Origin of the sequence: Paraburkholderia sp. SOS3 (genome assembly GCF_001922345.1) — a bacterium.
Classification (GTDB): domain Bacteria; phylum Pseudomonadota; class Gammaproteobacteria; order Burkholderiales; family Burkholderiaceae; genus Paraburkholderia.
Genome location: NZ_CP018811.1, coordinates 2,342,985 through 2,358,398 on the forward strand (window position 1 = coordinate 2,342,985; position 15,414 = coordinate 2,358,398).

The 15,414-nt window shown below is 62.7% G+C and carries 10 protein-coding genes; all 10 read left to right on the plus strand.

Annotated features, from left to right (window positions below):
- Positions 1-321: 321 nt before the first annotated feature.
- The 10 genes from BTO02_RS10655 (at position 322) to BTO02_RS10710 (ending at position 15,151) form a co-directional block, all read left to right on the plus strand.
- The gene (locus BTO02_RS10655; RefSeq protein WP_075157010.1) at positions 322-1,917 is read left to right on the plus strand and encodes a sugar ABC transporter ATP-binding protein; all 1,596 of its coding nucleotides are present in this window, start codon (positions 322-324) and stop codon (positions 1,915-1,917) included.
- Positions 1,918-1,937: 20 nt separating this feature from the next.
- Complete coding sequence (locus BTO02_RS10660; protein ID WP_198039242.1) at positions 1,938-3,008, plus strand: ABC transporter permease; 1,071 nt, start codon at positions 1,938-1,940, stop codon at positions 3,006-3,008.
- A gap of 213 nt (positions 3,009-3,221) precedes the next feature.
- Positions 3,222-4,256: a LacI family DNA-binding transcriptional regulator gene (locus BTO02_RS10665; RefSeq protein ID WP_075157011.1), complete on the plus strand. Its 1,035-nt coding sequence runs from the start codon at positions 3,222-3,224 to the stop codon at positions 4,254-4,256.
- 130 nt (positions 4,257-4,386) lie between these two features.
- The gene (gene rbsK, locus BTO02_RS10670; protein WP_075157012.1) at positions 4,387-5,319 is read left to right on the plus strand and encodes a ribokinase; all 933 of its coding nucleotides are present in this window, start codon (positions 4,387-4,389) and stop codon (positions 5,317-5,319) included.
- 378 nt (positions 5,320-5,697) lie between these two features.
- Entirely contained in the window at positions 5,698-7,512 is a 1,815-nt protein-coding gene (locus tag BTO02_RS10675) for a methyl-accepting chemotaxis protein (RefSeq protein ID WP_075157013.1), read from the plus strand.
- 683 nt (positions 7,513-8,195) lie between these two features.
- Positions 8,196-8,957 carry a 2-keto-4-pentenoate hydratase gene (locus BTO02_RS10680; RefSeq protein WP_075157014.1) on the plus strand — a complete coding sequence of 254 codons (762 nt, stop codon included), beginning with the start codon at positions 8,196-8,198 and terminating at the stop codon, positions 8,955-8,957.
- Positions 8,958-9,791: 834 nt separating this feature from the next.
- On the plus strand, positions 9,792-9,950 hold the full coding sequence (locus BTO02_RS34235; protein WP_156883796.1) for a hypothetical protein: 159 nt from the start codon (positions 9,792-9,794) through the stop codon (positions 9,948-9,950).
- Positions 9,951-10,094: 144 nt separating this feature from the next.
- Complete coding sequence (locus tag BTO02_RS10700; protein WP_075157018.1) at positions 10,095-12,017, plus strand: PrkA family serine protein kinase; 1,923 nt, start codon at positions 10,095-10,097, stop codon at positions 12,015-12,017.
- A 141-nt stretch (positions 12,018-12,158) separates the two neighbouring features.
- A complete protein-coding gene (locus BTO02_RS10705; RefSeq protein WP_075157019.1) occupies positions 12,159-13,427 on the plus strand; it encodes a YeaH/YhbH family protein in 1,269 nt (422 codons plus the stop codon).
- Positions 13,424-15,151, plus strand: a complete 1,728-nt coding sequence (locus BTO02_RS10710) for a SpoVR family protein (protein ID WP_075157020.1) — start codon at positions 13,424-13,426, stop codon at positions 15,149-15,151. Before BTO02_RS10705 ends, BTO02_RS10710 begins: the two co-directional genes overlap by 4 nt.
- The last annotated feature ends 263 nt before the right edge of the window (positions 15,152-15,414 follow it).

Genomic DNA, 15,414 nt, shown 5'->3' on the forward strand with positions numbered 1-15,414 from the left:
TCATGCACGGCCTGTGCAGTACCCGCCGGGAATCGTCGTGCATGCGAGAAGCATGAATCACCGTGCAATTCCGCTACACGCGAATGTTTTTCCGTCAATTCAATAAATCCTAAAGAAATCCGCTGCGCCGCCGTTATCAGGTTAAGCGTCATGACGGCCCGCGCAGCATATGCGTCCGGCGTGGTCCGCGTTACGTCGTGTGCACCACACACGACTTCCGCGCGGCATGCCGACATGACATGCGTGGCTGCCCGGCGCCGTATCGTCCGCTGTACAACTGGCGAACGACATCCGGCGCGGCGGCCCGGAACCTTGATCAGAATGGATTCGACCGACAACGACGCATCGTCCGCCGTGCTGTCCGTAACCGGGATCGGCAAAACCTACGCCGAGCCGGTGTTATCCGATATCGCGCTCACGCTACGCGCGGGCGAAGTATTGGCGCTTACCGGCGAGAACGGCGCGGGCAAAAGTACGCTGTCGAAAATCATCGGCGGTCTGGTCGCGCCCACCGCCGGCACGATGCGGCTTGGCGGCGCGCCCTACGCGCCGCCAAGCCGCACCGAAGCCGAAGCGCTCGGCGTGCGCATGGTCATGCAGGAGTTGAACCTGCTGCCGACCTTATCGGTTGCCGAGAATCTTTTTCTGAACCGTCTGCCGAAGCGCGGCGGGCTGTCGTTCGGCTGGATCGACCGGCGGCGCCTGCGCGACGACGCGCGCGAGGCGATGGCGCAGGTCGGGCTCGATACGATCGATCCGGACACGCTTGTCGGTGAGCTCGGCATCGGTCATCAGCAGATGGTCGAAATCGCTCGCAACCTGATCGGCGACTGCCGCGTGCTGATTCTCGACGAGCCGACCGCAATGCTGACCGCGCGCGAAGTCGACCTGCTGTTCGAGCAGATCGACCGGTTGAAGGCGCGCGGCGTCGCGCTCGTCTATATCTCCCACCGGCTCGAGGAGCTGGCGCGCATCGCGGGGCGCATCGCCGTGCTGCGCGACGGCAAGCTCGTGCATGTCGATGCGATGGCTAATCTGACGAGCGACCAGATCGTCACGCTGATGGTCGGTCGCGAGATCGGCGAGCGCATCGATCTCGGCGAACGCCGGATCGGCGCGCCGCTGCTCAAGATCGACGGACTCGGTCGCGGCCAGGCGGTGCGCGACGTGTCGTTCGAGGTGCGCGCGGGCGAAATCTTCGGCGTGAGCGGTCTGATCGGCGCGGGCCGCACCGAGTTGATGCGCCTGATCTACGGCGCGGATCCGAAGGATCGCGGCACGGTGTCGCTGGCCGCATCGCCGGGCACTACGCCCGTGCCGGTGCAGGTCGCGTCGCCGGCCGATGCGGTACGCCAGGGCATCGCACTTATCACCGAAGATCGCAAAGGCGAAGGTTTGTTGCTGACACAACCGGTGGCGGCCAACATTTCGCTCGGCAATATCGGCCGGGTGGCGCGGCACGGCATCATCGATACGGCGCGCGAAAATGCGCTCGCGAAGCAGCAGATCGACGCGATGCGCATCCGCACCTCGGGGCCGGCGCAGCCGGTCGGCGAGCTATCGGGCGGAAACCAGCAGAAGGTCGTGATTGGCCGCTGGCTCGCGCGCGACTGCAAGGTGCTGCTTTTCGACGAACCGACGCGCGGCATCGACGTCGGCGCGAAGTTCGACATTTACGCGCTGATGGGAGCGCTAGCACGCGAAGGCCGCGCGCTCGTCGTCGTCTCGAGTGATCTGCGCGAACTGATGCTGATCTGCGACCGGATCGGCGTGATGTCGGCCGGCCGGATGACAGGCATTTTCGAACGCGATGCGTGGTCGCAGGACGCGCTGCTCGCTGCCGCGTTTGCCGGCTACCGCAGCCGCGAAGCGATGCTCGCGACGCACGAATCTCATGCCGCAGGAGAGCTGTCATGATCGAACGGCCTCGCATCGGAATGAGCAAGGAGCCCGGCGCCGGCGGCGCCACCGGCAACGGCACATCGGCGGGCGGCGCAGGTCGCACGAACGCCGCATCGCCCTCCGTGGCGCCCGATCCGTCCGCCGCGCTCGCGAGCGGCAAGCCGGCGGGCACACGCCTCGGGTTCTCCAACTACCTCGGCTTCGCGGGCGCGCTCGCCGCGATGATCGCGCTGTTTTCGGTGCTGAGTTCGCATTTCCTGACCTACGACACGTTCATCACGATCGCCAATCAGATTCCCGACCTCGTCGTGATGTCGGTCGGCATGACCTTCGTGCTGATCATCGCGGGCATCGACCTGTCGGTTGGCTCGGTGCTCGCGCTCGGCGCATCGGTCGTGAGCGTCGCGTCGCTGAAGTGGGGTCTCGGCCCGCTGCCGGCGGCCGCGATCGGCCTTGCCGCCGCCGCGCTGACGGGCACGGTGACCGGTGCGGTGACGGTCGGCTGGCGCATTCCGTCGTTCATCGTGTCGCTCGGCGTACTCGAAGCGGCACGCGGCCTCGCGTACCAGATGACGAACTCGCGCACGGCGTATATCGGCGACGCGTTCGACTTCCTGTCGAACCCGATCGCGCTCGGCATCTCGCCGGCGTTCCTGATCGCGGTCGCGGTGATGATCGTCGCCCAGCTCGTGTTGACGCGCACGGTATTCGGGCGGTATCTGGTCGGAATCGGCACGAACGAGGAAGCGGTGCGACTCGCGGGCGTCAATCCGCGGCCGTACAAGGTCATCGTATTTGCGTTGATGGGCGCGCTGTCGGGGCTCGCGGCGCTGTTCCAGATTTCACGGCTCGAGGCGGCGGACCCGAACGCGGGCGTCGGTCTCGAACTGCAGGTCATTGCCGCTGTCGTGATCGGCGGCACGAGTTTGATGGGTGGACGCGGGTCGGTGATCAGCACGTTTTTTGGCGTGTTGATCATCTCGGTGCTGGCGGCGGGCCTTGCGCAGATTGGCGCAAACGAGCCAACCAAGCGCATCATTACGGGCGCGGTAATCGTCGTGGCGGTCGTTCTCGACACGTATCGCAGCCGTCGCAAACGCGCATGAAGCGTATGAAAATCGTATGGAAAGTGCGTCAGCGAAAACTTGTATCGAATGAAAGCCACGCGCGGCATGTACGATAAGCGTTGCGTCGCGCGGCAGATCGCAACGCGGGTCCGCGGGACGGCGTGCCGGTTGCGGCGCCGTGCGGGCGGCGAGCGGTACGGCGCGACAATGCGCATCGATTAGCGGTGAAATCAGGCAGGGGAGCAACAGGTTATGGCGACGATCAAGGATGTAGCGGCAGCGGCCGGCGTGTCGTTCACGACGGTGTCGCATGTCGTGAACAACTCGCGGCCCGTTTCGGCGGATGTGCGCGCGAAGGTCGAACGCGCGATTCGCCAGCTGAACTATGTGCCGTCGGCAGTCGCGCGCTCGCTCAAGGCGCGTTCGACCGCGACGATCGGCCTTGTGGTGCCGAACAGCACGAATCCGTATTTCGCGGAACTCGCGCGCGGCATCGAGGACGGTTGCGCGCGCAACGGCTACTGCGTGTTTTTCTGCAACTCCGACGACGATCCGTCGAAGCAGCGCAGCTACCTGCGCGTGCTGCAGGAAAAGCGCATCGATGGCCTCATCGTCGCATCCGCCGGCGACGACGCAGTGCTGGCGAAGACGCTCGCCGATTCGCGCGAACCGCTCGTCATCGTCGATCGCAACATCGAAGGCGTGAATGCCGATCTCGTGCAGATCGACCACGAAAAAGGCGCGTATCTGGCTACGCGTCACCTGCTGCAACTCGGTCACGTGAAGATCGGCTGTATCACGGGGCCGATCGAGACCGCGGTCAGCGCGATGCGCGTGCACGGCTTCATTCGCGCGATGTCCGAGCGCGGCATCGAGTTCGCGCCCGAGGCGATCGTCGAAAGCGATTTTTCGGGGATGGGCGGCCACTGGGCCGCGAGCCGGCTGTTCGACACGATCCAGCCGTCGGCGATTTTCGCGTGCAACGACATGATGGGCATCGGCGCGCTGCGCGCGGCGGCCGAGCGCGGCATCGAAGTGCCGCGCGACTGTTCGATCATCGGCTTCGACGATATCGAGCTTGGCAGCTTCACTTACCCGGCGTTGTCGACGGTCGGCCAGTCGGTGCGGGCGCTCGGCGACATGGCCGCGCAAACGCTGATCGAGCGGATTGCCGGCGGCGCGTCGAGCACGCCGCCTGGCCGGCGCCGCGTGATTGCGCCGCGTCTTGTATTGCGCGAGTCGACCGCGGCTTTTGCGGGCGCGCGGCGCGGCGGTGTCGCCGCCTAGGCGAGGCCTCGACCCGACAGATCTGCCGCGCCGCGCCGGCTACGCGCAGACGCGCAAGCTGCTGCCGGGCCGCGTGGCACGAGGCGAGGCGCTAAAGCGTCATGGCTGATCGAATTTCAGGAGACAAGCAGTGGCATCAAACGAAGCAGGCGCTCGCGTAGCCGTTGTCGGCAGCCTCAACATGGACCTCGTCGCGCGCGCGCCGCGCATGCCGCAGCCGGGAGAAACGCTGGCCGGGCACACGTTCGCCCAGGTGCCGGGCGGCAAGGGCGGCAATCAGGCAGTGGCCGCCGCGCGCCTTGGCGCGCGCGTCGCGATGGTGGGCTGCGTCGGCAACGATGCGAACGGCGCGCAGTTGCGCAAGGGGCTCGAGGCGCAGCGGATCGACTGCGCGGCGCTCGAGACGAGCACTGGCGTGCCAACCGGAGTCGCGCTGATCATCGTCGACGATGGCTCGCAGAATGCGATCGTGATCGTGGCCGGCAGCAACGGAGAAGTGACGCCGGCGACCATCGCGCGTCACGAGGCCGTGCTGGCCGCCGCCGAGGTGGTGGTATGCCAGCTCGAAACCCCGCCGCAGACCGTCGAGGCGGCGCTCGCAGCCGCGCACCGGCTCGGCAAGACCGTCGTGCTGAATCCGGCACCCGCGACCGGGCCGCTGCCGCCGCACTGGCTGCCGCTGATCGACTACCTGATTCCGAACGAACTCGAAGCGGCGACGCTCACGGGCCTGCCGGTGCGCACGCCCGATGAAGCGGCGGCGGCCGCTGCGTCGCTGCGCAAGGCCGGCGCGCGCAACGTCATCATCACGCTCGGCGCGCAAGGCGTGCTGGCGGCGCTTGACGATGCCGCGCCCGCGCATTTTGCCGCACCACGCGTGGCCGCCGTCGACACGACCGCGGCCGGCGATACTTTCATCGGCGGCTTTGCCGCGCAACTCGCGCAACGTGTGCCGGTCGACGACGCGATTCGCTTCGCGCAGCGCGCGGCGGCAATCTCCGTGACGCGCGCCGGCGCGCAGCCGTCCATTCCGACTCGACAAGAAGTCGACGCAAGCCACTAGGCGCACGGGACGACGCACCGCACCACGACGCTTGCGCGCAATGCGCCGCAGGCGCGTACAACGCGCACCGCATCCCGGCGCGTGCCGGGTCTCCGCACCTTTGCTTCACCCCTCATGCGCGCCGCTTTTGCGCCCGCTTCATCTCGACGCTTCGCTCGGCAAGGCACGGCTTCGGCTGCCGGGCGTCGTCATTACTACAATTTGATGTACGTCGATTGTAGTAATTGCAATTGCGCCGTGCATATTCCTCATACCATATAGAAATTTCAAGATTTTTATAACCCTGTCGTAAACAACCTCAGAGCGTCTCATCCTGTTCTCGGGATCAAGGCGCCAGAACTGCGCACGCAGCATCACTCTCGACGGGAGACAAACGACATGAGCAAAGGCATTACGATCAAGGCGCGGATTGGCGTGGCGATGGCTTTTCTGGCCGTGCTGCTTGCTGTAATCAGTGCGCTTGGCCTCTTCGGCATGAGCCGCACGAACGACGCGTTGTCCGGTATGTACCGGAATTCGATGCCGTCGGTGGCCGCAATCGACAAGACAGAGATCTACGCGGGCCGCGAACGCCTGGCGCTGGACCGCGCGGCGCTGCAGATCGGCACGCCCGCGGCGAAGGCGACGATCGACCGCGCGCACATGCTGCATGGCCTGGCCGAGGAGGGCTGGAAGCAATATCTCGCGCTGCCGCGCGCTGCCGGCGAGGACCGGATCGCGCAGGGCGTGGCCGCGAAGCGCGAAACGTACTATCAGGCGATCGACGCATTTGCCGCGACCATTATCGCGAACGATCAGAGCAAGCTCGTCGACGGTGCGAACCGCTTGCAGGTTGCCTACAACGATATGGCGAACGCGGCGGCCGATCTGCGCAAGATCCAGTTCGAACAGGCGCAGACCGGCTTCGACGCATCGCAGTCGAGTTTCAACACGTTCCGTGTCGTCAGCATCGCGGCGCTCGTCGCCGGCATGATCGCGGCATTCCTCTCGTACCTGACGCTGCGCCGCGCGATCGCGCGCCCGCTTGCCGAGGCGCTCGACCACTTCGACGCGATCGCCGCTGGCGATCTGCGCCGGCCGGTCGTCGCGAAATCGCGCGACGAGATGGGGCAACTGATCGCAGGCCTCGCAAAGATGCAGAAGAGCCTGATCGCGACGGTGCGCACGGTCCGCTCGGGCAGCGACTCGATTGCCACCGCGACGCGCGAGATCGCAGCCGGCAACATCGATCTGTCGTCGCGCACCGAGGAACAGGCGTCGGCGTTGCAGGAGACGGCCGCGAGCATGGAGCAACTGACCGGCACCGTGAAGCAGAACGCCGAGAATGCGCGCCAGGCGAGCGCGCTGGCCGCGAATGCATCGGAGATCGCGAACAAAGGCAGCGGCGTGGTCGGCCAGGTGGTCGGCACGATGGGCGAAATCAATCAAAGCTCGGCGAAGATCGCCGACATCATTACGATCATCGAAGGCATTGCGTTCCAGACCAATATTCTCGCGCTGAACGCGGCCGTCGAAGCGGCGCGGGCGGGCGAGGAAGGGCGCGGCTTCGCGGTGGTCGCGGGCGAGGTGCGCAGCCTTGCGCAACGCTCGTCGGCGGCGGCGAAGGAGATCAAGGAATTGATCGACACGTCGGTCGATCGTGTGCAGTCAGGCTCAGCGCTCGTCGACGAGGCGGGCCGCACGATGACCGAAATCATCGGTGCGGTGCAGCGTGTGACCGACATCATGGGCGAGATCGCCGCGGCGTCGTCCGAACAGAGCGGCGGCATCGATCAGGTGGCACGCGCGGTCGCGCAGATGGACGAAGCCACGCAGCAGAACGCGGCGCTCGTCGAACAGGCCGCCGCTGCGGCACAGTCGCTCGAAGACCAGGCGCAGAAACTGCGCGGCGCGGTCGCCGTGTTCGACATCGAGGAGGGCGCCGCCGATGCTGCCGGCGGCAGCGCGGCGCGCGGCAAGGCAATGGCGCTGCCCGCATCGGCTGCGCATAAGCCGGCCGTGCAAAGCGCGGTGCCGCAGCGCGCAGCGCACAAGGGCGTGCAGAAGGCCGCTGCTCGCCGGGTCGTACCCGCCAGCGCTTCGCCCGCAATGCACCATGAAAGCCGCGTCACGCCGGCGATGCCCGTCGCTTCGGGTGCGGCTGTGCAGACCGCCGGCGCGAGCGCGGCGGAGCAGGATTGGGAGACGTTTTAAGGCGCACGCGTCCCGGTTCGGCGTTTTGTTGCACGATTTGACGCGGTCGTGGCCGGCGTCGCGTCAAATCGGTTTCATGACGGCCGGCTCGTTGACGCTTGCGCAACGGTCGGCGGCGCACCCGGATTCCGCTGCGTACGGCATTGCCGAAAGCCGAAAACCGATAATCGATAGCCAGCGCCTATGCGCGGTATCAGTCCCTCGCGGCGAACCGTTCCTCAACGCCGAACCGCCGGCGTCACGATCCTTTTGGCATTCTCTACACCCGAATCGACCCGCCGCGAAATTGTTCCGGTACATTGGCGGGCACGGTAGTGGAGTGTCTCCATCGGTGCGTGTACGCAAGTTGCTATACGAGTCGCGTTGCGCCTCGTTTGTCACTGTCACGCGTGTCCGCAAGCGTACCGACCGGTATGGACGCGGACCCGCATCGGCACCGGAAGGCGTCCATAATCCGCGAAAGGCGGCGGCGTTTCGTCATTTGCATGCGTTTCTGCGTTTGCGGATTCGAGCCAGACGAGGCGCATGTCGTTTTGCATCGGTTTTCCGTTCGATACGGCCGTTGAGCATCGCCATTCGACGCGGTAGTTGCGAACACCGCGGTTAAGCACCAGGTTTAGTCATCGGGTTGAAGCATCGGGTTCAAGCATCGGGTTGAAGCACGACAGCCAGAAAGGAACGCCATGACGCAACAAGACCTCGCGCAACGCCTGATCTCGGCGCGCCGCCAGCACCGCGCCATCGAATCGCTGCCTTCGGGCTGCCTGCCGCCTGACGCGGCGACCGCGTACGCGATCCAGCAGGCCGTACTCGACGGCCTCGGGTGCGCAACCGGCGCCTGGAAAATCGGTGCCCGTTCGCCGGGCGGCGACGCGTCCGGTGCGCCGATTCCGGCGCCGCTCACGTTCGCGTCGCCGGCGCGCATCGAGCACCAGTCGTTCTTTCGTGTGCTGATCGAACTCGAAATTGCGTTCCGTTTTGCCGAACCCGTCGCTCCGCGCGCTCAGACCTATGCGCGCGACGAAGTGCTGGCGCTCGTCGGCACCGTGTTGCCCGCCATCGAAATCGTCGATAGCCGCTTTGCCGAATGGCCGAATGTCGCTCCGCTCGCGCAGCTTGCCGACGCACAGAACAACGGCGCGCTCGTGACCGGCCATCCGGTCAGCTATGCGGGCTTCGCGCGCGGTTTCGACTTCGTTTCTCCCGAACTCGAACTGACGTTCGACGGCGCATCGCTCGTGCCGGAAGCGCCCGGCAATCCCGCTGGCGATCCGCGCGAACTGCTCGTCTGGTTCGTCAACCATTGCGCGGCGATGAGCATCACGATCGACCCGTCCTGGACGATTACAACCGGCTCGTACGTCGGCGCGCACATGATCGGCGCACCGGGTACGGTGCGCGGACATATCGACGGCCTTGGCGAAGTCGAAGTCGAACTGCTCTGAAACGCTTCCTCCTTTGCCGCTGAAAGTATTTTGTGCTCGTTGCATCGCCTATCGGCTTCATTGAGGGTGACGATGACGTACGGCGTTCCGATTCACGACAGACCTGCGACAGATTCGCGACGAACGACACCATGTGCCACGGTGTATCCGCTGATTCAGATGCCGCTCGGACAAACCGTCATACAGGCAAGAGGTTCGTTGGAATGCACAACAGCAGCGCATGGCCGGTGCGATTTGCAGCGGGCGCGCAACGATCGGTGTGCGGCGACGCGCACAGATGAACGGCGCCGCACATCTCGTGTGCCGGCCATACGGCCAACGCGGGTATCGGCGCAGGGCGCCGATGCTCAAAAAGGCGAAGAACGGACGGAAAAACTGCAATGCGACGTATGAGCTGCATCGTGTACGTTCGTACACGCGCACCATGAAACATTGTCAGCCGATGTTGAACGAAATCAGGTATGCGGGGACGAATAGTCGGGCGTGCACAAACGTGTAACAGCGCGTTGCAATGTCGTCGTTTGCGGCGTCGCGCACGTTAACGTAAGCAGCATCGGTAAGCAGCATCGCAAGCGGTGCGAGCGGCAGACAACATGGCGAGGCTCGCCAACCGCTTACGGTGCGCCGCAATGTGTGGCGCCACACGGCGCACATCGGGCGAGTTTGCGAATGTGCCGGAAACGTAACACGTGCGACGCGTGCAACGCGGCCCGATGCGGCAGCGGATGCGCTAAACGCATGCTACGGGCAAACACGTTGCCGCGCGCGGAAATGGATGATGGAAGTGCTTGCTGCGCGCAATCGCGCACGCAAACGCAGTTTGAGGTACGTTCCATGCAACGCATCACGCAACTGCGTGCAGCAGCGAGCATGAGTTCACTGTTGGCAGCGCTGTTTGGCGGCACAGTTGGCAAGGAAGGCCGCATTGATTCGCGCTTCGATCGTCGCGAGCGGCCCGAGATTGTAGGTGACCGAAACGGCGTCTACAAGTGAAGCTTGTCCGTACTTGGTTTGACGCGTTTTCTTAACGTAGTTCGTGAAAAAAAATATAAAAGGGTTTAGGATGAATTCGAACGATGGCGTTTCCTGATAGCGCGCCGCGCACGACATCGTTCCCGACTTCGGCGAGGAGGTAGCATGGATATCTACAGCAGTTTCGCGACCCGCTTCGAGAAAACGAGAGAGGAGGAATTTTCGCTCGAAGAGTACCTCGCGCTCTGCAAAGACAATCCCGCCGCGTACGCCACTGCTGGCGAGCGCATGTTGACGGCAATCGGAGAGCCTGAACAGATCGATACGCGTAACGATCCGCGCATGTCGCGGATCTTCGCGAACAAGGTCATCAAGGTATACCCCGCGTTCCGTGAGTTCTACGGAATGGAAGACGTGATCGAGCAGGTCGTCGCCTACTTCAGGCACGCTGCTCAGGGGCTCGAAGAAAAGAAGCAGATTCTCTATCTGCTGGGGCCGGTGGGCGGGGGCAAGTCTTCCATAGCAGAGCGTCTCAAGCAGTTGATGGAACGCGTGCCGTTCTATTCGATCAAGGGTTCGCCCGTCAACGAATCGCCGCTCGGTCTGTTCGATTACGACGAAGACGGCCCGATTCTCGAGGAGCAGTACGGCATTCCGCGCCGCTACCTCAAAAGTATCCTGAGCCCGTGGGCGGTGAAGCGTCTGCACGAATACAACGGCGATATCCGTAAATTCCGCGTGGTGCGCCGCTATCCATCGATCCTTCGGCAGATCGGCATCGCGAAGACCGAGCCTGGCGACGAAAACAATCAGGACATTTCGTCGCTGGTCGGCAAGGTCGACATCCGCAAGCTCGAGCAATACGCGCAGGACGATGCCGATGCATACAGCTATTCCGGCGGCTTGTGCCTCGCGAATCAGGGCTTGCTCGAGTTCGTCGAAATGTTCAAGGCGCCGATCAAGGTGCTGCACCCGCTGCTTACCGCTACGCAGGAGGGTAACTTCAAGGGCACGGAAGGGTTCGGCGCGATACCGTTCGACGGCGTGATTCTCGCGCACTCGAACGAGTCCGAGTGGAAAGCATTCCGTAACAACCGCAACAACGAGGCGTTGCTGGACCGTATCTTCGTCGTGAAGGTGCCGTACTGCCTGCGCTACTCGGAAGAGATGAAAATCTATGAGAAGTTGCTGCGTAACTCGTCGCTTGCGAATGCGGTCTGCGCCCCCGGCACGCTGAAGATGATGGCGCAGATGTCGGTGTTGACGCGTTTGCAGGAGCCCGAGAACTCGAGCCTCTTCTCGAAGATGCAGGTGTACGACGGCGAGAACCTGAAGGACACGGACCCGAAAGCGAAGTCGTACCAGGAATATCGCGACTTCGCAGGTGTTGATGAAGGCATGACCGGTGTCTCGACACGCTTTGCGTTCAAGATCTTGTCACGTGTGTTCAACTTCGATACGACGGAAGTCGCGGCCAATCCGGTGCATCTGATGTACGTGCTTGAACAGCAGATCGAGCGCGAGCAGTTCCCGCCGGAAACCGAACAGAAATATCTGTCGTTCATTAAGGATGTATTGGCATCGCGCTATGCCGAGTTCATCGGCAAGGAGATCCAGACCGCGTACCTGGAGTCGTATTCCGAGTATGGTCAAAATATCTTTGACCGCTATGTCACGTATGCGGATTTCTGGATTCAGGATCAGGAGTTCCGCGACCACGACACCGGAGAGAGTTTCGACCGCGCCGCGTTGAACGCGGAACTGGAGAAGATCGAGAAGCCCGCGGGCATCAGCAACCCCAAGGACTTCCGCAACGAGATCGTCAACTTCGTGCTGCGCGCGCGTGCGGCGAACGGTGGCAAGAATCCCGCGTGGATCAGCTACGAGAAGCTGCGCGTCGTGATCGAAAAGAAGATGTTCTCGAACACGGAAGAACTTTTGCCGGTCATTTCGTTCAATGCGAAAGGGTCGGCGGAGGAGCAGCGCAAGCACGAGGATTTCGTCAACCGGATGGTCACGAAAGGTTATACGCCCAAGCAGGTACGGCTCTTGTGTGACTGGTATCTGCGCGTGCGCAAGTCGTCATGACACGCGGCACGCACAGCCCGCGCGGCGCGGGTTTTCCGAACGGCGCCGCGCGGGCCCCCTGCAAGTCGCAAGCGGCATGGACCTGAGGTTGCATGCACAACTTGCGTCTTGCGTGTTCGACATCGAAGCGGGAGACCCGGTGTGCTTCATCAAATCATCGACCGCAGGTTGGCTGGCAAGAACAAGAGCATCGCAAACCGCGAACGTTTTTTGCGTCGCGTAAAGAGTTACATTCGGCGCGCCGTGTCCGATGCGGTACGTGACCGCAGTATCAAGGACATCCAAAGCACGCAGAGCATCACGATTCCCCGCAAGGACATCGCTGAACCGTCGTTCCGGCATGGTCCGGGCGGCCGGCGTGAACTCGTCCATCCCGGCAATTCCGATTACATCCGCGGCGACAGGATTCCGCGCCCGCAAGGAGGCGGCGGTGGCGGCGGCGGAAGCAGCGCGAGCAACGAAGGCGAAGGGCAGGACGATTTCGTATTCGAGCTGTCGCGCGAGGAATTCATGCAGTACTTCTTCGACGACCTCGAACTGCCGCGCCTCGTCAAGACGCATCTGCTCGCGGTGCCGACATGGAAGAGCATCCGTGCGGGCTGGGCTGCCGAGGGCACGCCGAACAACATCGACGTGGTGCGCTCGCTGCGCAGCGCACTCGGCCGGCGCATCGCGCTGGGCGCGCCGCTCGTCAACGAATTGCATGCTCTCGAACAGCAACTCGAAGAGATGAAGGCCGACCCGGCCGATCGTCGCGACGAGATCAAGCTGCTCGAAGAAGAGATCCACCATCTGCGTGGTCGCATCTGGCGCATTCCATTCATCGATCCGTTCGATCTGCGCTACGTCAACCGCGTGAAGCAGCCGCAGCCGTCGAGCCAGGCCGTGATGTTTTGTCTGATGGATGTGTCGGGTTCGATGGACGAGCAGCGCAAGGATCTCGCCAAGCGCTTTTTCATCCTGCTTTATCTGTTCCTGAAGCGGAACTACGAGCGCATCGAGGTGGTGTTTATCCGCCATCACACGCGCGCGGAGGAAGTCGACGAAGACACGTTTTTTCATTCGACCGAAAGCGGCGGGACGGTCGTATCGAGCGCGCTCGAGTTGATGCAGAAGATACTCGACGAGCGCTATTCGCCCACTGAATGGAATATTTACGGCGCGCAGGCGTCGGATGGCGACAACTGGACCGATGATTCGCCCAAATGCCGCAAGATCCTCGCAGATGATATTCTCGAGAAGGTGCGGTATTTTGCTTATATTCAGGTTACGCCTGAAGAACAGAACCTGTGGGTCGAGTATGCGCAGCTTGCGCAGACCGTGCCGCATCTGGCGATGAAGAAGGTCGAGACAGCCGCGGATATTTATCCGGTGTTCCGTGAACTGTTCGAGAAGCATGTGGAAGTATGACGACCAGACATTTGCACAACGAGGCGCGCGGCTACGAGCCGGAGCGCAAGAAAGGCGAGCAGGCAGGCGACAAGGTGGAGCATGCCGACACCGGCGTTCATAAGGTCTACGTACCGGACGCCGGAAAAAGCGGGCCACGTGAAGCCGGTCAAGCACAGGGACAAACCGGGGCGCCCAGCATCGGGCAGAGGGAAGTCCGTATGAACGTAGCCGATAGACGGCCGTTGCCGTGCCCGTCCGACTGGACCTTCGAACTGATCGAAGAGTACGACACACATATCTCGCATGTTGCGGAGCAATACGAACTCGACGTGTACCCGATCCAGCTCGAGCTGATCAGCTCCGAGCAGATGATGGATGCCTACGCGTCGGTCGGCATGCCCGTCAACTACCGTCACTGGTCGTTCGGCAAGCACTTCCTGTCGACCGAAAAGAGCTACCGGCGCGGGCAGATGGGTCTCGCCTATGAGATCGTCATCAATTCGAACCCGTGTATCGCGTACCTGATGGAAGAGAACACGATGACGATGCAGGCGCTCGTCATCGCGCATGCGGCGTACGGCCACAACTCGTTCTTCAAGGGAAACTACCTGTTCCGCCTGTGGACCGATGCGCACGCGATCATCGATTACCTCGTGTACGCGAAGAACTACATTGCCGATTGCGAAGAGCGCTATGGGCTCGACCGCGTCGAAGAGTTGCTCGACTCGTGCCACGCGCTGATGAACTATGGCGTGGACCGTTACAAGCGGCCGCAAAAGCTGTCGCTGCAAAAGGAACTCGAAGCGCGCCGCGAGCGCGAGGCGTATCTGCAGTCGCAGGTCAACGAATTGTGGCGCACACTGCCGAGCAGGCAGATCCAGCTGCCCGAGGAAGAGGAGGGCCGTTATCCGCCGGAGCCGCAGGAGAACCTGCTGTATTTCGCGGAAAAGAACGCGCCGCTACTCGAGCCGTGGGAACGCGAAGTGATTCGCATCGTGCGCAAGATAGGTCAGTACTTCTATCCGCAGCGACAGACGCAGGTGATGAACGAAGGCTGGGCGACGTTCTGGCATTACACGCTGCTCAATACGATGTACAACGAGGGCAAGCTCGAAGACGGCTTCATGATGGAGTTCCTGCACTCGCACAGCAACGTCGTCTATCAGCCGCCCGTGACGAAACCGTACTACAGCGGCATCAATCCGTACGCACTCGGCTTTTCGATGATGAGCGACATTCGCCGCATCTGCGAGAACCCGACTGAAGAAGATCGGGGCTGGTTCCCGGAACTGGCGGGCAGCCCCTGGTTGCCGGCCATGCATTACGCGATGCGCAACTTCAAGGACGAGAGCTTCGTCGCACAGTACCTGTCGCCGCATCTGATCCGCGAAATGCGGCTCTTCTCGGTGCTCGACGACGACATGCGCGACGCGCTCGAGGTATCCGCGATTCACGACGACAGCGGCTATCAGTATGTCCGGCAGGCGTTGTCCCGGCAATACGACATTCACCATCGCGAACCGAACATTCAGGTGTGGTCGGTCAATACGCGCGGCGACCGCAGTCTTACGCTGCGGCACTTCATGAGCGACAACCGTCATCTGTCCAACGACAGCGACGAAGTGCTGAAGCACATGGCGCGGCTGTGGCAATTCGACGTGTTTCTCGAAAGCGTCGACGAGAATGGGACCGTGCGCAAGCGCTATGAATGTCGTTACACAGCGCCGACAGTGAGGGTCTAGCGTTCTTTCGATTCTTTCTTTTTAATTACGGTCGACAAAACGTTAGTTTTTTTAGGGCCAGCCTTACCGGGCTGGCCTTTTTCATTGGACCAGATCATTGCAACGGCCTGTCTGGCGGGATTTATCTCACAGGCGCCGTCGTCGCGGGTTGCGCCGCAGATGCACGCGGAGGCGCCATTTTTAACCGCCCATCCACGCTATTTCATCCCCGGCGCACGCCGATATCCGATAACATACGGACCCTGCGACAGCTTTCATTTATA